Here is a 17,642-nt window from a genome sequence, read left to right on the forward strand (position 1 = left end):
CATGCCCTGCGGGGGCGTTTTTATAACAGGGAGACGTTATTTATCTTTCACCACAATCAGCGGTTCAATATCGCTCTCTTTCTTCACCACCAGCGAGTCATCCCCGCGCAGACAGGTTCCGCCATAGTTCCCGCCCACGGTAAAAGTGCAGACCTGAATGTATCTGCCGTCAACTTTCGGCAGGCACCATAGCTGCTGGTAGATATTTTTGCGGTCAACAAACTTGCCGCTGGACTGGTCCAGCAGTTCGTCCTGGGCGCCGATCAGATCGATATTGCTCCCGCAGCGTCCGGCGATCGGTTTAACGGCATAACCGGTCCGTTTGAGCAGATCGTTGACCTCAAAATCGGTATCCAGCAGGTAACGGTGGTTCGGGAACAGCTGCCACAGCACCGGCAGGATCGCCTTGTTACCTGGGATCACCGTCCACAGCGGTTCAAAGACCAGCACTTCCGGGCGCAGCAGGACGTCAATCAGGCGCACTTCACCTTGCGGGTGACCGGTGCGGATAGGCACGGCGGCGTACTCGGTTTCGCTCACCTCGCGGATCTGCTCAATCGCCGTTTCCCACGCCCAGGTTTTCCATACGCAGTTGACGTGACGGCCTTCATCATCAATCAGTTGCCCGGCGGCATCCCAGCTCAGCGCCCCCAGTCCATGCAGGATTTTGGTTTCAAACCCGGCCTGGATCAGCGAGCGCTGAATAAAGAGCGCGTGGTAATCCTCTTCGATATCGTTGTCCTGCATGATATGGACGAACGGCCGCGCGTGGCTGTGCTTCCATGCGCCGGTCAGCTCCTCCAGCAAGCCTTCCGCCGGATTGTGGCCGGTGCCGCGATAGCCGTTTTTCACCCACTCTTCAAGAATGAGCCCGCCCTCGGTATGGCAGGAGGCGGAATCCGCGTTGTACTCGTAAACCTTGATGCCGCGTTCATCCATGCAGAAATCCATACGACCGGTGATCATATGGTGACGACGCCACTGCCAGGAAAGGCGCAGACGCGGCCAGAGAATTTTCGGGATGTCGAAAAGCGCGAGTAAGCTGTCGTCTTTCAGCACCTTGTCGGTGGCATGAAGGTACATCAGATGCAGTTCGTTGGTGGCTTTGATCAGCTCCTGCTCGGCGCTTTCGGTAATGGTGAAGTACTGGCAGGGATCGTTGTTGATAACGTGGCCGTTGGCGCGAACGTACGCCTGTTGCAGGGCGTCGTTTTCATTGAGCCATTTTCCGTCGAACTGACGGTTGTTCTTCAATCGCGCGCCGCTGATTTTCAGCAGTTCACCGTCGATCTCCGGCTGAGGAATACTGTGTTCCGTCTCCTCCGTCTGGATCATCCAGCCGAGGATCTCGGTATCGTTGAACGTGTCATGAAGCGTATAGCAACCGTCCTCCACGCTCAGACGCAGCTCGCGCGTCCACTGCTGCCCCATCGGCAGCGGGGAGTGAATAACGTTCTGCTCGGCAATGCGCACTCTGTCATCCAGCAGCTGGGTAATGACGGCGACGTGGCCGGTTTCATGAAACTCACCGCCCTTTTGCCAGATGAGCAGCGCACCGGACTGCGGCGCGCGTTTTGAGCCATTAGCAAAGGCCTGTAGCGGCAAAATATTGTCGTTTACCACCTGGCGCAAAAAACGCAGGGAGAAGATCTCCCACGCCATCCCGACGTCGGTAAAAACAAACCCGTGATTGAGAAACAGGAAACGGCGCGCAAACTCAACGCACTGCCATTTATGGCCCATGTATTCGTTGCCGATATAGCTGCGGAATTCCGCGTCTTCCGGGTAGTGACGCGGATCGAGACTGCCGTAATTTGAAGAGTAAATCGCCACGCCACCCGGCGCATAACCTAATAACGTCCCGAAGGGTGCGTCACTGCTTAACGTTCCTTTACGCATGTGTCCAACCTAAAACAGGCAGGCGGCAATTTTTTTGTTGGGTTGTCGTCGTCTGCACGTTGTAATTAACTGACAGAGGTGGCGTTATCATACACCCGCCCTGCCCATTACGCTCGCATCGTTAAACGGTTCCTGCATCTCCTGCTACACTGCCTCAACACAACACCAAAAAGGCAGGCCAACATGTCAGATAACACCTATCAGCCACCGAAAGTGTGGGAATGGAAACAGAATAACGGCGGCGCGTTCGCCAATATCAACCGTCCCGTCTCGGGCGCGACGCACGAGAAAGAGCTACCTGTGGGCGCGCACCCGCTCCAGCTGTACTCTCTCGGTACGCCGAATGGACAGAAAGTTACCATCATGCTGGAAGAGCTGCTGGCGCTGGGCGTGACGGGCGCGGAATACGACGCATGGTTAATCCGCATTGGTGAGGGCGATCAGTTCTCCAGCGGTTTTGTCGACGTGAACCCGAACTCGAAGATCCCGGCCCTGCGTGACCACTCCACCACCCCGCCGACGCGCGTCTTTGAATCCGGCAATATCCTGCTCTACCTGGCCGAGAAATTTGGTCACTTCCTGCCAAAAGATCCGGCAGGACGAACGGAAACCCTGAACTGGCTGTTCTGGTTACAGGGCGCGGCCCCGTTCCTCGGCGGCGGTTTTGGCCACTTCTATAACTACGCACCGGTGAAGATTGAGTACGCTATCGATCGCTTCACCATGGAAGCTAAACGCCTGTTCGACGTGCTGGACAAACAGCTGGCGCGCGGTCGTTACGTAGCGGGTGAGGAATATACCATTGCGGATATGGCAGTCTGGCCATGGTTTGGCTGCGTGGCGCTGGGCAGCGTGTATAACGCCGCCGAGTTCCTGGATGCCGGGAAGTACACCAACGTGCAGCGCTGGGCAAAAGATGTGGCGAATCGTCCGGCTGTTAAACGCGGGCGCATTGTTAACCGTACCAACGGCGAGCTGAACGAGCAGTTACATGAGCGTCATTCAGCAAGCGACTTCGATACCCAGACGGAAGATAAACGTCAGGGTTGATCCATGACCGGGCGGTTCGCCGCCCTTCTTCCGCGATGAGAAAAATGCGTCAGCACGCGTGCGCAAGGAGCCTCGTATGTCAGACCAGACGCTAAAAGCGACCCGACAGCAGAGTCTTATCACCTTGCTGAGTCAAAGCGACTGGCTGACTACCGATGTGCTGGCTGAAAAGCTCTCCGTCAGCAAAGAGACCATCCGCCGGGATCTGAAGTCGTTGCAGCAGCAGGGGAAGCTGCTGCGCCAGCACGGGCGCGCGCGTCTGATTCATCCGGACAGCCGCGACAGCGGTGAACCCTTTGGCGCACGCCTGAAAAGCCATTATGCCGACAAAGCCGATATTGCCCGCCACGCGCTGGGCTGGATCAGCGAAGGGATGACCATCGCCCTCGACGCCAGCTCAACCTGCTTTCATCTGGCGCGCCAGTTGCCGGACATCGACCTCACCGTATTTACCAATAGTCTGCCTATCTGCCACGAGATGGCAAAGCGCGAGCGGATCACGCTTATCTGCTCCGGCGGAACGCTTGAGCGTAAGTATCGCTGCTATGTTAATCCGGCGCTGGTGACGCAGCTAAAAGGGCTGGAGATCGATCTGTTCATCTTCTCGTGTGAAGGGGTCGATGAGCATGGCGTCCTTTGGGATCCGTCCGAGCACAACGCGGGCTTTAAGGCGCTGCTGTTAAACCGCGCCAGCCAGTCGCTGCTGCTGATCGACAAAAGTAAATTTATGCGGGCAAGTGAAGTGAAAATTGGTCAGCTGTCGCAGGTGACACAGATTATTCAGAGCGATAAACGTCAGGCCGCCAGAGACGGCCTGACACGAGAGGTTACGCGGTGAGACGGAATTTCTGCACTGAGCGCTGGAGTTCTTCGGTCTGCCGTTCAAGTGCGGCGGCGGCGGCGGAAACCTGCTCCACCAGCGAGGCGTTCTGCTGGGTCACGCCGTCCATCTGCGTGATGGCAACGCCGACCTGAGAAATACCTTTGCTCTGCTCCTCTGACGCGGTGGCGATCTGCTTCATAATGACGGTCACTTCCGTCACGTCGCGCAGGATCGCTTCCATCGTGGTGCCGGTATCGTTCACCAGCTGCGCCCCCTGCTCCACGCGGGCAACGGAATCTGCAATCAACCCTTCGATCTCTTTTGCCGCATTCGCGCTGCGACTGGCCAGATTACGCACCTCACCCGCCACGACCGCAAAGCCCCGCCCCTGCTCCCCGGCCCGGGCCGCTTCCACCGCGGCGTTCAGCGCCAGAATATTGGTCTGGAAGGCGATGCTGTTGATGACGGTAGTGATTTCAGCGATTTTTTTCGAGCTGTCCGAAATGCCGCTCATGGTTGTGACCACATCTTCCACCAGCGAGCCGCCGCGGCTGGCCGTACTGGAGGCGACATCCGCAAGCTGGCTGGCCTGGCGCGCGCTTTCGGCGTTCAGCTTCACCGTTGCGGTTAGCTGCTCCATGCTGGCCGCGGTCTCTTCCAGCGCGGCGGCCTGCTCTTCGGTACGCGAAGAGAGATCGTTATTCCCGCTGGAGATCTCCGTTGCCCCGCGCCAGATATTCTCGCTGCCGGAACGAATCGTGCTGACCGCTTCCCGCAGGCTGTCCTGCATGGCGCTCAGCAGCGGCACCAGTTGCCCCACGCAGTTGCGGCCAAAGGATTCAATCGGCTGGCTGAGATCGCCCTGCGCAATCTGGCGGAACTGCTGACGGATACGATCCAGCGGTTTTACCAGTATCGCCACCAGGTAGCGGTCGGTGAACAGCAGGATCAACAGACCCACGATCGTGGCGGTGATAATCACCGTCCGGATCATACTGGTGAGGCCGTCGACCACCACGCGCGTGCTGTCGAGCGCCTTCGCCGCGGTGTTGTTAAAGTTCTCAGCCGCTGACCCGAATGCACGGCTTAGCGGCGGCGTGACGTTGTTGGCATGCTGACGATAGCCTTCGAGCGTCGCCTGCTTCGCCTGCGCCATCTGCGGCGTCACGCCACGATCGAGCAGCGCCTGCCAGGTGGAAATCACCTGCGCAGACACCTTTTCATCCATCGGGCCCGGAGAGATAGCTTTCATCTCTGCCAGCTTTTTACTCATGTTATCCAGCGCCTGCTGAGCAGGAGCCAGGTCCGGCGTGCCGCCCGCCGCTTTGACTTCCATCGCCCGGCTCAGGCGGGTGACGAAACGGAAATACTGATCGTTGCCCTGGCTCAGCACCGTCATTTGCCGGACCAGCTGGCGGTCAACATCATTACCATCAGAAACACGAGACAGAGACCAGGTGCTGTAAAGCCCCACGCCTGCCCACATGACACAAAAGATCCCCAGTATCGTCAGCATGACGAAACGGATGGTGAAATTACGAAGCATCTTCATTGAGTATTCATTGCCGTGAGGGTGAATTCGCCCAGAGGCGAGTACTACCCTCTTTATCGGCAGATACCGCAGAAAATATACTTTTTTGTTATCGAGTCGGCATAGAATGAAAACGTTGTTTCGAAAATTCACCGACAAGAAAGGAGACATCATGTCCTGGCACCCTTACACTGGCCGATACGAAAACATGCAGTACCGATACTGCGGCAAAAGCGGCCTGCGCTTACCGGCACTGTCGCTAGGCCTGTGGCACAGCTTCGGTCACGTTCAGCCGCTCGATTCCCAGCGCGCGCTGCTGCGTAAGGCCTTCGATCTCGGGATTACCCATTTTGACCTTGCCAACAACTACGGCCCCCCACCAGGCAGCGCTGAAGAGAATTTTGGCCGTCTGCTGCGGGAGGATTTTGCCGGGTATCGTGACGAGCTGATCATCTCCACCAAAGCGGGCTACGACATGTGGCCAGGGCCGTATGGTTCGGGCGGTTCACGTAAATACCTGCTCGCCAGCCTCGACCAGAGCCTGAAACGCATGGGTGTGGAGTATGTGGATATTTTCTATTCTCACCGCGTAGACGAAAACACGCCGATGGAAGAGACCGCCGCCGCGCTGGCGCACGCGGTGCAGAGCGGAAAAGCGCTGTACGTCGGCATTTCGTCCTACTCCACGGAACGCACGGCGGTAATGGCCGAATTGCTGCGCGAGTGGAAGATCCCGCTTTTGATCCACCAGCCGTCTTACAACCTGCTTAACCGCTGGGTCGACAAGACCGGCCTGCTGGACGCGCTGGAGAAAAACGGAACGGGCTGTATCGCCTTTACCCCGCTGGCGCAGGGCCTGCTCACCGGAAAATACCTGAACGGTATTCCGGACGGTTCACGTATGCAACGCGAAGGGAAAAAAGTGCGCGGCCTGACGGAGAAAATGCTGACGGAAGCCAACCTGAGCAGCCTTCGTTTGCTGAACGAGATGGCGCACGCGCGCGGGCAGACGATGGGGCAGATGGCGCTAAGCTGGCTGTTGAAAGATGAGCGTGTAACCTCAGTGCTGATTGGCGCGAGCCGCCCGGAGCAGCTGGAAGAGAACGTTCAGGCGCTGAATAACCTGCGCTTTAGCGAAGATGAACTGACGCGGATTGACCAGCACGTTGCGGATGGTGAGCTGAATTTGTGGCAGGCGTCGTCGGATAAATAAATAGTGCGGCCTGCTGCCCTCACCCCGGCCCTCTCCCACAGGGAGAGGGTTAGGGTGAGGGGCATGGTGAATTTATTTCTTACTGATCTTATCCAGATACCCCATCACAAACGCCGACAGCACAAACGTCAGGTGGATAATCACATACCACATCAGCTTATTATCCGGGACGTTTTTCGCGTCCATAAAGACGCGTAACAGGTGTATAGACGAAATCGCCACAATCGACGCCGCGACTTTATTCTTCAGCGATGAGGCATCCATTTTCCCCAGCCAGTTGAGCTTTTCTTTGTGCTCGGCGATATCAAGCTGAGAGACGAAATTCTCATAACCGGAGAACATCACCATCACCAGTAATCCCCCCACCAACGTCATATCCACCAGCGACAGCAGAACCAGAATCAAATCGGCTTCTGCCACGGAGAAAATGTTTGGCAGGACATGAAATATCTCCTGGAAGAACTTGATCGTCAGGGCGACCAGCGCCAGGGAGAGACCAAAATAGACGGGTGCGAGCAGCCAGCGAGAGGCATACATTGCGTTTTCAAAGAAGCGTTCCATAAAATCCTGTCTGCAAACGAAACCAGCGCTCAGTATATCTCAACTATACCTCGTTGGGATCCACATCCGGACGCGCATACTCCGGCCAGACCAGCGCGACCAGTTCCGGGTAGGCTTCCAGGCTAAACTCGCGAAAACACTGGCGCAGATTTAATACGTCTAAATCGGAGTACGACACCTTCTCGCCATTCAGACAGCGTTTTTTGATATTGTCGTAATATTTATAAACCGCCGAATTAAGGTCGCTACAACGGCGCTGCGCGTCGAACAGGCCGGGCGTATCATTAATTTCAGCCATTTTCATTCGCTTAATTGTCGCATGGAGAAAATCGATATATTCGTGATTTACCCGCCAGTACCAGACCGGCGTCACGGCGTTCATCAATACGGAGAAATGATCTTCCCCCTCCTCTTTCGACATCAATTCAGGCTGCGGCGGTTCACTGACGTCTTTTGACGCTTTCGTTTTATTTAACTCTTGCATCAATAAAAGCACGCCAGCGGTCAGTAATAGTAACGTTATGACCGTAAAGAAAATGCTGTTCATGGGTAGGCTCCATTTTTTTTGATTTTAAAATTGCCTCATGTTATTGTCAACGAATCTCACCCTTTTTCCATCCCCACCTTTTTTGAAATTAAAGGAAATTAAAATGCTGCCCGACAATCTTGTCCCGGCAAAGTACCACATTACGCCTGTGGAACAGCCTTCGACGGAAGCAGATAAAGAGGCGAATTTCACTCAAGGAAAAAGAAAACTCTCCGACTATGAAGCCGACATATTAATTGGTGTTTCACGCACCGGCAAATCCCGTAATATGGTGCTGGAAGAGCACGATCGCCATTTAAAAGAGCGTTTATTTCGCGCCATCAAGATTGAAGCCTTAGTTCATCTACTAAATGATTTACAGGCCGAAGGGGAAATAGATGCCCAGACGCTAAGTCAAATAATGACCGAGAAAACGCAGCAAATAAATGAGGCCGGCAATGAAATTTGGCTTAATTTAATTACGCGTGAAAAAAACAATCCCATTTTTTATGACCTGGGGGAAGATTAACGTGAATGATGACAGCGGTAATAACGTTTATTTGACTTTAGATGATAAGAAAAGCGATGAATTTATCTTAAAGCAGAATCTCGACGCCCTGAAAAAGATAAAAAATGACGAGATGACGCGAATTACGCAGGATTTGGTTTCGATTCCGGCCACGCTGGTGCGCCTGAAATGGCAGAATCGTCGGGAGATTTACGCCTTGCAGGCCAAGGAGGAGATTTACGGCGCGGTGATGAACGCCATTATTGAACAGCGCCCTGAGCTTAAAGAGAAGATCCTCGGGCGACTGGAGGCGAACTATCAGTACCTGCTGGCACGCGAGACAGCCACCCTGCGCCTGACCCGTAAACTCTCGGAAGGTCATTACCGAACTTCAAACGTGACCTGTGTAGCGCTTGATGAAGAGGCGCCGACGGCGCCTTCAGTGTGAGTCAACAATGATTGTTGCGGAATGCAGGCCGGGTAAGGCGACGCCGCCACCCGGCAGGGAAGGCTGCAAAAGCTTTCGTTTTACTTCGCGGCCGCTTTCTCTTCGCCGACCAGACCAATCTTCAGGTATCCCGCCTGATGCAGCGTGTCCATTACCTTCATCATGGTTTCATAATCGACGGTTTTATCCGCGCGGAAGAAGACGGTGGTGTCTTTCTTGCCGCCGGTCAGCTGGTCCAGCGCCGGAATAACCGAGGCATCCGTTACCGGATCGTTGCCCAGGAACATGGACTTATCGGCCTTCACGGACAGGTAAATAGGCTTTTCCGGACGCGGCTGCGGCTGGCTGGAGGACGCAGGCAGATTCACCTTCACGTCCACCGTCGCCAGCGGTGCGGCAACCATAAAGATAATCAGCAGAACCAGCATGACGTCGATAAACGGCGTCACGTTGATCTCATGCATTTCACCGTTATCGTCCAGATTTTCATTAAGACGCATTGCCATACAATCAACCTACGCGCAGTTTGGACGCCGCATGTACCGGTTTAACGGCGGCGTTCAGGTCCAGATCGCGGCTTTGCAGCAGCAGAACCTGCGCGGCAACGTCACCCAGTGTGGCTTTGTAACTGCCAATCATGCGCGCGAAGATGTTATAGATAACAACCGCCGGGATAGCGGCAACCAGACCGATAGCCGTGGCCAGCAGCGCTTCTGCGATACCCGGCGCGACGACCGCAAGGTTAGTGGTCTGCGTCTGGGCGATACCGATAAAGCTGTTCATGATGCCCCAGACGGTACCGAACAGGCCGACGAACGGGGAGATGGCGCCGATAGTCGCCAGGTAGCCGTTACCGCGGCCCATATGACGACCCACGGCCGCAACGCGACGCTCCAGACGGAAGCCGGTACGCTCTTTAATGCCTTCGTCATCTTCACTGCCTGCGGAGAGTTCCAGCTCGTTCTGCGCTTCGTTCACTAACAGGGTAGTCAGGCTTTTCGCATGGAAGGATGAGGTGATATCAGAAGCCTGATCCAGAGAGCGGGCTTCCGCCAGCTGCTTCTGCTCACGCTTGAGGCGGCGTTTTTGTGAAAGAAGTTCGGCGCTCTTGCTGAAGAAGATAGCCCAGGTGATCACGGACGCCAGAATCAGGCCGATCATCACAATCTTAACTACGATGTCAGCATGTTGATACATGCCCCAAACGGAGAGATCCGTCTGCATCAAATTATTACCCACTCTGTATCTCCAGGACGCAAATCACAAAATCTGAACGTAATAATATCAAAACGTCGTCGAATTGATAGTAGTTCTCATTAGTATTTACATAGTGCCGTAATTTTCGCTCACTTTCCTTGCGCTTACGCAGTAAAAATTTCTTATGCGAATTTTTGATAATATTTTCTGCTTATTCGATAAGCATCCGGATGCACATTCTGACAATCGTGGTAGTCTGGACGTCCAGACGTATAAAAATAGGGTTAGCGAACATGACTAAAAAGCAGCTTGAGACCACGCTGGTGCAGGCAGGACGCAGTAAGAAATACACGCAGGGCTCGGTCAACAGCGTGATCCAGCGCGCCTCCTCGCTGGTGTTTGATACCGTTGAAGATAAAAAAATCGCTACGCGTAATCGCGCGAAGGGCGGGCTGTTTTACGGTCGTCGTGGCACGTTAACCCATTTCTCGTTGCAGGAAGCCATGTGTGAACTGGAGGGCGGCGCGGGCTGCGCGCTGTTCCCGTGCGGCGCGGCGGCGGTCGCCAATACCATTCTGGCGTTTGTGGAACAGGGTGACCACGTCCTGATGACCAATACCGCCTACGAGCCAAGCCAGGACTTCTGCACCAAAATACTCAGCAAGCTCGGCGTCACCACCAGCTGGTTCGATCCGCTGATTGGGGCCGGTATTGCCGCGCTTATTCAGCCCAACACGCGCGTTGTGTTCCTGGAATCTCCCGGCTCCATCACCATGGAAGTGCATGACGTCCCGGCCATCGTGAAGGCGGTGCGCAGCATAGCGCCGGAAGCGATCATCATGATCGACAACACCTGGGCGGCAGGTGTGCTGTTTAAAGCCCTGGAATTTGACATCGATATCTCCATTCAGGCGGCGACCAAATACCTGATTGGCCATTCCGACGGCATGATCGGTACGGCGGTATCTAACGCCCGCTGCTGGGATCAATTGCGTGAAAACGCCTACCTGATGGGCCAGATGGTGGATGCCGATACCGCCTACATGACCAGCCGGGGCATCCGTACGCTCGGTGTGCGTTTGCGTCAGCATCACGAAAGCAGCCTGCAAATTGCACAGTGGCTGGCGCTGCATCCGCAGGTGGAGCGCGTTAACCATCCGGCGCTGCCGGGCAGCAAGGGCCACGAATACTGGCAACGTGACTTTACGGGCAGCAGCGGGTTGTTCTCATTTGTTCTTAAAAAGCGCCTGAATGACGCCGAACTGGCAAGCTATCTGGATAACTTTACCCTCTTCAGCATGGCCTATTCATGGGGTGGGTTTGAATCGCTGATCCTGCCCAACCAGCCGGAGCAGATTGCGGCCCTGCGCCCGGGCGGCGAGGTGGACTTCGAGGGGACCTTAATCCGCCTGCATATCGGGCTGGAAAATGTGGACGATTTAATTGCGGATTTATCGGCAGGATTTGAGCGCATCGTGTAAAGTGCTGGCTGAAATGTACTCCCCGGACGCTATTCTGAACACCGCAAGCAGAAAAGTCTGTATGAGATGCGCCTGCGATCAACCCCGACAGGCAAAATTGGGAGTACAATAGCGTTATATCTGCTGTTCCACAGGAAAGTCCATGGCTGTTATTCAAAATATCATCACGGCGCTCTGGCAACACGATTTTGCCGCGCTGGCGGACCCGCATGTCGTCGGGATTGTCTATTTCGTGATGTTCGCGACGCTGTTTCTGGAAAATGGATTACTGCCAGCCTCATTTTTACCCGGTGACAGCCTGCTCCTGCTCGCAGGGGCGTTAATCGGCAAGGGCGTGATGGACTTCGCACCGACAATGGTGATCCTCATCTCTGCGGCCAGTCTCGGCTGTTGGCTGAGCTACCTGCAAGGGCGCTGGCTTGGAAACACTCGCGTGGTGAAAGGCTGGCTGGCGCAGCTGCCGCATAAATATCACCAGCGCGCGACCTGCATGTTTGACCGTCACGGCCTGCTGGCGTTACTTGCCGGGCGTTTTCTGGCGTTTGTTCGTACCCTGTTGCCTACCATGGCGGGTATTTCAGGCCTCTCTAACCGCCGCTTCCAGTTCTTCAACTGGCTGAGCGCCCTGCTCTGGGTAGGCGTGGTCACCACGCTCGGCTACGCGCTGAATATGATCCCCTTTGTTAAGCGCCATGAAGACCAGGTGATGACCTTCCTGATGATCCTGCCGATTTTCCTGCTGGTTGCAGGGCTGGTGGGTACCATTGCGGTGGTGATTAAGAAAAAGTATTGCAGCGCATAAATAAAAGCCGGGTGGCGCTACCGCTTACCCGGCCTCCGTTTCCCCTCAGGCTCCCTGCATGGTTCTTATACGTGACGCATCTTCCCCCGGCGTGACGCCGAAGTAGCGCTTAAACTCCCGATTAAACTGCGACGCGCTTTCATACCCGACCCGCATCGCCGCGGCGCTGGCCTTCATGCCATCGTGGATCATCAGCATCCGCGCCTTATGCAGACGGTAGGTTTTGAGGTACTGCAACGGTGACGTGCTGGTGACAGATTTAAAGTTATGGTGAAACGCCGAGACGCTCATATTGGCTTCCGCCGCCAGCTGGTCAACGCTGAGGTTTTCCGTGTACTGGCTCTCGATGCGCTTCAGCACGCGGCTAATCAGGCTGAAGTGCGTTTGCCGGCTTACCAGCGCCAGCAGCGCCCCGCCGCCCGGTCCCAGCAGCACATGGTAAAGAATTTCGCGGATAATCTGTTTTCCGAGAATACGCGCATCCAGCGGCCTTTCCATCACGTCTAACAGGCGTTCAATCGCGCAGAGAATTTCCTCCGACAGGGTCGCGGAGTTGATACCGCTTGCCGCCATTGACGGCCGGAAAAGTTCGTCCTCCCCAATCTCCATCAGCAGCTCCTGCAACTGGAGGATGTCGACGTTGACGCGGATCCCGGCCAGCGGTACCTCCTCTGTCGCGAAAGTTTCACATTCGAAGGGTAAAGGTACTGTCAGAAGCAGATATTCATTGGTGTCGTAACGGAACACGCGCTCATTGATATAGCCAATCTTATGGCCAGAAAAGAGAAACACGATGCCGGGCTGATACATCACCGGGGTGCGCGTCCCGGGCTGGGTACCGTACAGCAATCGGATATCCGGCAACAGCTCAGCCGAATCATTTCCGTTATCTATCAGTCTTTTAATCTGCGACGTTAGCTGGCGGCAGATGGCATCACGGTTCATTTTCAGTTACTCCGGGTACGGTTTCCGACGCTGACAGTGTGCGCATTTTCTTACCGTTTCTCCAGCGCGCTGTAGAAATGGGCAAGACATCGGCAGGAATGTGCATTGAGAGGATAGCGCCTGCCCGCCACAATGAGCAGCATCAGGTTGCCTTCTGCGCCACCACGATTTTTTACCCACTACAGGGAACAAGCCATGAACAACTTTAATCTTCATACCCCAACCCGCATTCTGTTTGGTAAAGACGCCATCGCCGACCTGCGCGCGCAAATCCCCGCTGACGCCCGCGTGCTGATCACCTACGGTGGCGGCAGCGTGAAAAAAACCGGCGTGCTGGATCAGGTTTACAGCGCCCTGGACGGACTGAACGTGCGCGAGTTCGGCGGTATCGAGCCTAACCCGTCTTATGAAACGCTGATGAACGCGGTAAAAATCGCCCGTGAGGAGCAAATTACCTTCCTGCTGGCGGTGGGCGGCGGTTCCGTGCTGGACGGCACCAAATTCATCGCGGCGGCGGCCCATTACGCTGACGACATCGACCCGTGGCATATTCTGGAAACGGGCGGCAGCGACATCAGCAGTGCGATCCCGATGGGCTCCGTGCTGACGCTGCCGGCCACCGGATCAGAGTCCAACAAAGGCGCGGTCATCTCCCGTAAAACCACCGGTGACAAGCAGGCCTTTATGAACGAACACGTTCAGCCCGTGTTCGCGATCCTCGATCCGGTTTACACCTATACCCTGCCTGCGCGTCAGGTGGCGAACGGCGTGGTCGACGCCTTTGTTCACACCGTTGAGCAGTACGTTACTTACCCGGTAAACGCCAAAATTCAGGATCGTTTCGCGGAAGGCATTCTGCTGACGCTGATTGAAGAAGGTCCAAAAGCGCTGAAAGAGCCTGAAAATTACGACGTGCGTGCCAACGTGATGTGGGCTGCCACCCAGGCGCTGAACGGCCTGATCGGCGCAGGCGTGCCGCAGGACTGGGCTACCCATATGCTCGGCCACGAGCTAACGGCGATGCACGGCCTGGATCACGCCCAGACGCTGGCGGTGGTTCTGCCTGCGCTGTGGAACGAAAAACGTGACGCTAAACGCGCCAAACTGCTCCAGTACGCCGAACGCGTGTGGAACATCACCGACGGTTCCGACGATGCGCGTATTGATGCCGCGATTGAAGCCACCCGTCACTTCTTTGAAAGCCTGGGCGTGCCAACGCGTCTCTCTGGCTACGGCCTGGACGGCAGCTCCATCCCTGCCCTGCTGGCGAAACTGGAAGCACACGGTATGACGCAGATCGGCGAGCATGGCGACATCACCCTGGACGTCAGCCGTCGTATTTACGAAGCGGCACGCTAAGCGTTTTTAGGATCCTGACTTTCGTTTTTTGACATTTCGTCCAGACTTAATGCACATCACATCGTCGGAGGTTCCCTCCGGCGATGAGCACCTGAAGGAGGAAAAATGGCAAACCAAACCGTAATCAAGCTACAGGACGGCAACGTGATGCCCCAGCTGGGGCTAGGTGTATGGAAAGCCGGTAACGACGAGGTCGTCTCCGCCATTCATAAAGCCCTGGAAGTCGGCTATCGGTCCATCGATACCGCCGCCGCCTATAAAAACGAGGACGGCGTGGGAAAAGCGCTTGCCAGCGCCGGCGTTCCCCGGGATGAGCTTTTCATCACCACCAAGCTGTGGAACGACGATCAAAAGCGTCCCCGCGAAGCGTTGCAGGAGAGTCTGGAGAAACTCCAGCTCGATTTCGTCGATCTTTATCTCATGCACTGGCCGGTACCGGCTATCGACCATTACGTTGATGCCTGGAAAGGGATGATTGAACTGCAAAAAGAGGGGCTGATAAAAAGCATCGGCGTCTGTAATTTCCAGGTTCATCATCTGCAACGCCTGATTGATGAAACGGGCGTCGCGCCGGTGATTAACCAGATTGAGCTGCATCCGCTGATGCAGCAGCGCCAGCTTCATTCATGGAACGCCACGCACAAGATCCAGACCGAATCCTGGAGCCCGTTGGCTCAGGGCGGCGAAGGGGTGTTTGACCAGAAAATCATCCGTGAACTGGCGGATAAGTACGGTAAAACCCCGGCGCAGATCGTCATTCGCTGGCATCTGGATAGCGGTCTGGTGGTGATCCCGAAATCGGTCACGCCATCGCGTATCGCCGAGAACTTCGACGTCTGGGATTTCCGCCTGGATAAAGACGAGCTGGGTGAAATTGCGAAGCTGGATCAGGGCAAACGGCTTGGGCCGGACCCGGATCAGTTTGGCGGGTGATCCCCTCACCCTGCCCTCTCCCCGGAGGGGAGAGGGTTAGACCTGTAGGCCCGGTAAGCGCAGCGCCACCGGGCATTGTTACAGGTTTAACCGGTCTTACGTTTTACGTTCTTCTTCGTTCCCGCAACACCGTTCGAACGCTGATGCTCAATAGGCGTGTGTTTGGTCAGCGCCGGGCGCGTGTTGCGGTTCTGGCGGCGCGCTTCGCGCATCTCTTCCAGCGTTGGCGCTGGCACCAGGCAATCACGACGCGAGCCGATCAGGTGCTTTTTCCCCATCTCTTCCAGCGCCTGACGGATCAGCGGCCAGTTTTTCGGATCGTGATAGCGCAGCAGCGCTTTATGCAGACGGCGCTGTTTATCCCCTTTCGGCACCACCACGTCTTCGCTCTTATAACCAATCTTACTCAGCGGGTTTTTGCCGGTGTAATACATGGTCGTCGAGTTGGCGAGCGGCGACGGGTAGAAGTTCTGCACCTGATCCAGACGGAATCGACGCTGCTTCAGCCACAGCGCCAGATTCACCATGTCTTCATCACGGGTGCCGGGGTGTGCGGAGATGAAGTATGGGATCAGATACTGCTCTTTCCCCGCCTGTTTTGAATAGGTATCAAACAGCTGTTTAAAGCGGTCATAGCTGCCCATGCCCGGCTTCATCATTTTGGACAGCGGGCCTTCTTCGGTGTGCTCCGGGGCGATCTTCAGATAACCGCCAACGTGGTGCGTCGCCAGCTCTTTGATGTAGCGCGGATCTTCCACCGCAATGTCGTAACGCACGCCGGAGGCGATCAGGATCTTCTTGATGCCTTTCAGGTCACGGGCGCGACGGTAAAGATTGATAGTCGGCTCGTGGTTGGTGTCCATATGCTCGCAAATGCTCGGATAGACGCAGGAGAGACGACGGCAGGTCTGCTCGGCGCGCGGCGATTTACAGCGCAGCATGTACATGTTGGCCGTTGGACCACCCAGATCGGAGATCACGCCGGTAAAGCCCGGCACCGTGTCGCGAATCGCTTCGATCTCGTTAACAATCGACTCTTCGGAACGGCTCTGAATAATACGGCCTTCGTGTTCGGTGATCGAACAGAATGAGCACCCGCCGAAGCAGCCGCGCATGATGTTGACCGAGAAACGGATCATCTCGTACGCCGGAATACGGCTGTTGCCATATGACGGATGCGGCACACGCTTGTACGGCAGAGCAAAGACGCTGTCCATCTCTTCGGTAGAGAGCGGGATCGCCGGTGGGTTAACCCAGATATAGCGCTCGCCGTGCTTTTGCATCAGAGCGCGCGCGCAGCCGGGGTTGGTTTCATGGTGTAAGATGCGCGATGCGTGGGCGTAGAGTACTTTATCGCTTTTTACTTTTTCGTAAGACGGCAGCAGCACATAGGTTTTTTCCCACGGCTTCGGACGCGGCGGCTGCACCACCACGGCCTTTGCTTCCGCTTTCTTCGGCTCAACCGGTTTGTTATCCGCGCACGGTAGATCGTCACCGTACGGATGTGGGATAGGGTCGATTTTGCCCGGCATATCGATAATGCGGGAATCCACCCCGCTCCAGCCCGGCAGCGCCTCTTTCACCATGATCGCGGTGTTGCGCACGTCGCGGATCTCGCTGACCGGTTCACCCTGCGCCAGGCGATGCGCCACCTCCACCAGCGGACGCTCGCCGTTGCCGAAGATCAGCATGTCGGCTTTCGAATCCACCAGCACCGAACGGCGCACGGTATCAGACCAGTAGTCGTAGTGTGCGGTGCGGCGCAGGCTCGCCTCGATGCCGCCCAGGATCACCGGCACGTCTTTCCATGCTTCTTTGCATCGCTGGGTGTAGACGAGGGTCGCGCGATCGGGACGTTTACCCGCCACGTTGTCAGCCGTGTAAGCGTCGTCATGGCGCAGCTTACGGTCGGCGGTATAGCGGTTGATCATCGAGTCCATGTTGCCCGCGGTCACGCCGAAGAACAGGTTAGGCTTGCCCAGACGCATAAAGTCGTCTTTGCTGTTCCAGTCAGGCTGGGAGATGATCCCCACGCGGAAGCCCTGGGCTTCAAGCATACGGCCACAGATCGCCATGCCAAAGCTCGGGTGATCGACATACGCATCGCCCGTCACCAGAATGATATCGCAGCTGTCCCAGCCCAGTTGATCCATCTCTTCCCGGGACATCGGCAGGAACGGCGCCGGTCCAAAGCAGGCTGCCCAGTACTGGGGCCAGGAGAAGAGGTCGCGATCCGGCTGGATCAGGGAAATAGCGCTCATAATGCTTCCGAAGAAAAAATAGACAAAAGGAGCGGGATTATACGCTGGTTTACCGGGGGAAATGAAGGGGTATTTATTGCCCGGTGACGCTACGCTTACCGGGCC

Annotated in this window: 17 protein-coding genes; 9 read left to right on the plus strand and 8 right to left on the minus strand. The window is 55.9% G+C overall.

Annotated elements, in window-relative coordinates:
- Positions 1–36 precede the first annotated feature (36 nt).
- Positions 37–1,899, minus strand: coding sequence for a bifunctional glutathionylspermidine amidase/synthase (gss, locus tag KTH07_RS16920; protein ID WP_217310799.1), 1,863 nt, complete (start codon positions 1,897–1,899; stop codon positions 37–39).
- Between the two features lie 183 nt (positions 1,900–2,082).
- Here gss and yghU point away from each other — a divergent pair, with 183 nt between their 5' ends.
- Positions 2,083–2,949 (plus strand): glutathione-dependent disulfide-bond oxidoreductase, encoded by an 867-nt coding sequence (gene yghU / locus KTH07_RS16925; RefSeq protein ID WP_003862465.1) that lies wholly within the window; start codon positions 2,083–2,085, stop codon positions 2,947–2,949.
- A 76-nt stretch (positions 2,950–3,025) separates the two neighbouring features.
- Entirely contained in the window at positions 3,026–3,787 is a 762-nt protein-coding gene (gene fucR, locus KTH07_RS16930; RefSeq protein ID WP_023304417.1) for an L-fucose operon activator, read from the plus strand.
- Here fucR and KTH07_RS16935 read toward each other — a convergent pair.
- The gene (locus KTH07_RS16935; RefSeq protein ID WP_032619029.1) at positions 3,777–5,324 is read right to left on the minus strand and encodes a methyl-accepting chemotaxis protein; all 1,548 of its coding nucleotides are present in this window, start codon (positions 5,322–5,324) and stop codon (positions 3,777–3,779) included. The two genes, fucR and KTH07_RS16935, sit on opposite strands and share 11 nt — an antisense overlap.
- Before the next feature lie 151 nt (positions 5,325–5,475).
- Here KTH07_RS16935 and KTH07_RS16940 point away from each other — a divergent pair, with 151 nt between their 5' ends.
- Positions 5,476–6,516 (plus strand): aldo/keto reductase, encoded by a 1,041-nt coding sequence (locus KTH07_RS16940; RefSeq protein ID WP_032619028.1) that lies wholly within the window; start codon positions 5,476–5,478, stop codon positions 6,514–6,516.
- Between the two features lie 72 nt (positions 6,517–6,588).
- Here KTH07_RS16940 and KTH07_RS16945 read toward each other — a convergent pair whose 3' ends face one another.
- Entirely contained in the window at positions 6,589–7,077 is a 489-nt protein-coding gene (locus KTH07_RS16945) for a TIGR00645 family protein (RefSeq protein WP_006811956.1), read from the minus strand.
- Between the two features lie 43 nt (positions 7,078–7,120).
- A complete protein-coding gene (locus KTH07_RS16950; RefSeq protein WP_023295431.1) occupies positions 7,121–7,624 on the minus strand; it encodes an ESA_00282 family adhesion-associated protein in 504 nt (167 codons plus the stop codon).
- Between the two features lie 103 nt (positions 7,625–7,727).
- Between KTH07_RS16950 and KTH07_RS16955 the strand changes: the two genes are divergently transcribed.
- Positions 7,728–8,132: a hypothetical protein gene (locus KTH07_RS16955; protein ID WP_023304418.1), complete on the plus strand. Its 405-nt coding sequence runs from the start codon at positions 7,728–7,730 to the stop codon at positions 8,130–8,132.
- Positions 8,113–8,559: a hypothetical protein gene (locus KTH07_RS16960; protein ID WP_023304419.1), complete on the plus strand. Its 447-nt coding sequence runs from the start codon at positions 8,113–8,115 to the stop codon at positions 8,557–8,559. Before KTH07_RS16955 ends, KTH07_RS16960 begins: the two co-directional genes overlap by 20 nt.
- 80 nt (positions 8,560–8,639) lie before the next feature.
- On the opposite strand, the gene exbD is transcribed toward KTH07_RS16960, so the two are convergent.
- Both exbD and exbB read right to left on the minus strand, forming a co-directional pair.
- Positions 8,640–9,065 (minus strand): TonB system transport protein ExbD, encoded by a 426-nt coding sequence (exbD, locus tag KTH07_RS16965; RefSeq protein ID WP_001251472.1) that lies wholly within the window; start codon positions 9,063–9,065, stop codon positions 8,640–8,642.
- Between the two features lie 4 nt (positions 9,066–9,069).
- Complete coding sequence (exbB, locus tag KTH07_RS16970) at positions 9,070–9,798, minus strand: tol-pal system-associated acyl-CoA thioesterase (RefSeq protein ID WP_063162068.1); 729 nt, start codon at positions 9,796–9,798, stop codon at positions 9,070–9,072.
- Positions 9,799–10,049: 251 nt separating this feature from the next.
- Between exbB and metC the strand changes: the two genes are divergently transcribed.
- Positions 10,050–11,237 carry a cystathionine beta-lyase gene (gene metC / locus KTH07_RS16975; RefSeq protein WP_015571868.1) on the plus strand — a complete coding sequence of 396 codons (1,188 nt, stop codon included), beginning with the start codon at positions 10,050–10,052 and terminating at the stop codon, positions 11,235–11,237.
- A 142-nt stretch (positions 11,238–11,379) separates the two neighbouring features.
- Positions 11,380–12,039, plus strand: a complete 660-nt coding sequence (gene yghB, locus KTH07_RS16980; protein ID WP_032619025.1) for a DedA family general envelope maintenance protein YghB — start codon at positions 11,380–11,382, stop codon at positions 12,037–12,039.
- A gap of 45 nt (positions 12,040–12,084) precedes the next feature.
- Here yghB and KTH07_RS16985 read toward each other — a convergent pair whose 3' ends face one another.
- Complete coding sequence (locus tag KTH07_RS16985; protein WP_075606820.1) at positions 12,085–12,984, minus strand: AraC family transcriptional regulator; 900 nt, start codon at positions 12,982–12,984, stop codon at positions 12,085–12,087.
- A 195-nt stretch (positions 12,985–13,179) separates the two neighbouring features.
- On the opposite strand from KTH07_RS16985, the gene yqhD reads away from it, so the two are divergent.
- Together yqhD and dkgA are read left to right on the plus strand one after the other, a co-directional pair.
- Complete coding sequence (yqhD, locus tag KTH07_RS16990; RefSeq protein ID WP_032619024.1) at positions 13,180–14,343, plus strand: alcohol dehydrogenase; 1,164 nt, start codon at positions 13,180–13,182, stop codon at positions 14,341–14,343.
- A 105-nt stretch (positions 14,344–14,448) separates the two neighbouring features.
- Positions 14,449–15,276, plus strand: coding sequence for a 2,5-didehydrogluconate reductase DkgA (gene dkgA, locus KTH07_RS16995; RefSeq protein WP_003862493.1), 828 nt, complete (start codon positions 14,449–14,451; stop codon positions 15,274–15,276).
- Positions 15,277–15,362: 86 nt separating this feature from the next.
- On the opposite strand, the gene KTH07_RS17000 is transcribed toward dkgA, so the two are convergent.
- The gene (locus tag KTH07_RS17000; protein ID WP_045349747.1) at positions 15,363–17,537 is read right to left on the minus strand and encodes a YgiQ family radical SAM protein; all 2,175 of its coding nucleotides are present in this window, start codon (positions 17,535–17,537) and stop codon (positions 15,363–15,365) included.
- Between the last annotated feature and the right edge of the window lie 105 nt (positions 17,538–17,642).

The sequence above is a fragment of the Enterobacter cloacae complex sp. ECL72 genome (genome assembly GCF_019056635.1).
GTDB classification, from domain to species: domain Bacteria; phylum Pseudomonadota; class Gammaproteobacteria; order Enterobacterales; family Enterobacteriaceae; genus Enterobacter; species Enterobacter hormaechei_C.

Excerpts from the sequence above, each read along its gene's own strand:
- gss (WP_217310799.1), bottom strand. The coding sequence starts at position 1,899 with ATGCGTAAAGGAACGTTAAGCAGTGACGCACCCTTCGGGACGTTATTA.
- yghU (WP_003862465.1), top strand. The coding sequence starts at position 2,083 with ATGTCAGATAACACCTATCAGCCACCGAAAGTGTGGGAATGGAAACAG.
- fucR (WP_023304417.1), top strand. The coding sequence starts at position 3,026 with ATGTCAGACCAGACGCTAAAAGCGACCCGACAGCAGAGTCTTATCACC.
- KTH07_RS16935 (WP_032619029.1), bottom strand. The coding sequence starts at position 5,324 with ATGAAGATGCTTCGTAATTTCACCATCCGTTTCGTCATGCTGACGATA.
- KTH07_RS16940 (WP_032619028.1), top strand. The coding sequence starts at position 5,476 with ATGTCCTGGCACCCTTACACTGGCCGATACGAAAACATGCAGTACCGA.
- KTH07_RS16945 (WP_006811956.1), bottom strand. The coding sequence starts at position 7,077 with ATGGAACGCTTCTTTGAAAACGCAATGTATGCCTCTCGCTGGCTGCTC.
- KTH07_RS16950 (WP_023295431.1), bottom strand. The coding sequence starts at position 7,624 with ATGAACAGCATTTTCTTTACGGTCATAACGTTACTATTACTGACCGCT.
- KTH07_RS16955 (WP_023304418.1), top strand. The coding sequence starts at position 7,728 with ATGCTGCCCGACAATCTTGTCCCGGCAAAGTACCACATTACGCCTGTG.
- KTH07_RS16960 (WP_023304419.1), top strand. The coding sequence starts at position 8,113 with ATGACCTGGGGGAAGATTAACGTGAATGATGACAGCGGTAATAACGTT.
- exbD (WP_001251472.1), bottom strand. The coding sequence starts at position 9,065 with ATGGCAATGCGTCTTAATGAAAATCTGGACGATAACGGTGAAATGCAT.
- metC (WP_015571868.1), top strand. The coding sequence starts at position 10,050 with ATGACTAAAAAGCAGCTTGAGACCACGCTGGTGCAGGCAGGACGCAGT.
- yghB (WP_032619025.1), top strand. The coding sequence starts at position 11,380 with ATGGCTGTTATTCAAAATATCATCACGGCGCTCTGGCAACACGATTTT.
- KTH07_RS16985 (WP_075606820.1), bottom strand. The coding sequence starts at position 12,984 with ATGAACCGTGATGCCATCTGCCGCCAGCTAACGTCGCAGATTAAAAGA.
- yqhD (WP_032619024.1), top strand. The coding sequence starts at position 13,180 with ATGAACAACTTTAATCTTCATACCCCAACCCGCATTCTGTTTGGTAAA.
- dkgA (WP_003862493.1), top strand. The coding sequence starts at position 14,449 with ATGGCAAACCAAACCGTAATCAAGCTACAGGACGGCAACGTGATGCCC.
- KTH07_RS17000 (WP_045349747.1), bottom strand. The coding sequence starts at position 17,537 with ATGAGCGCTATTTCCCTGATCCAGCCGGATCGCGACCTCTTCTCCTGG.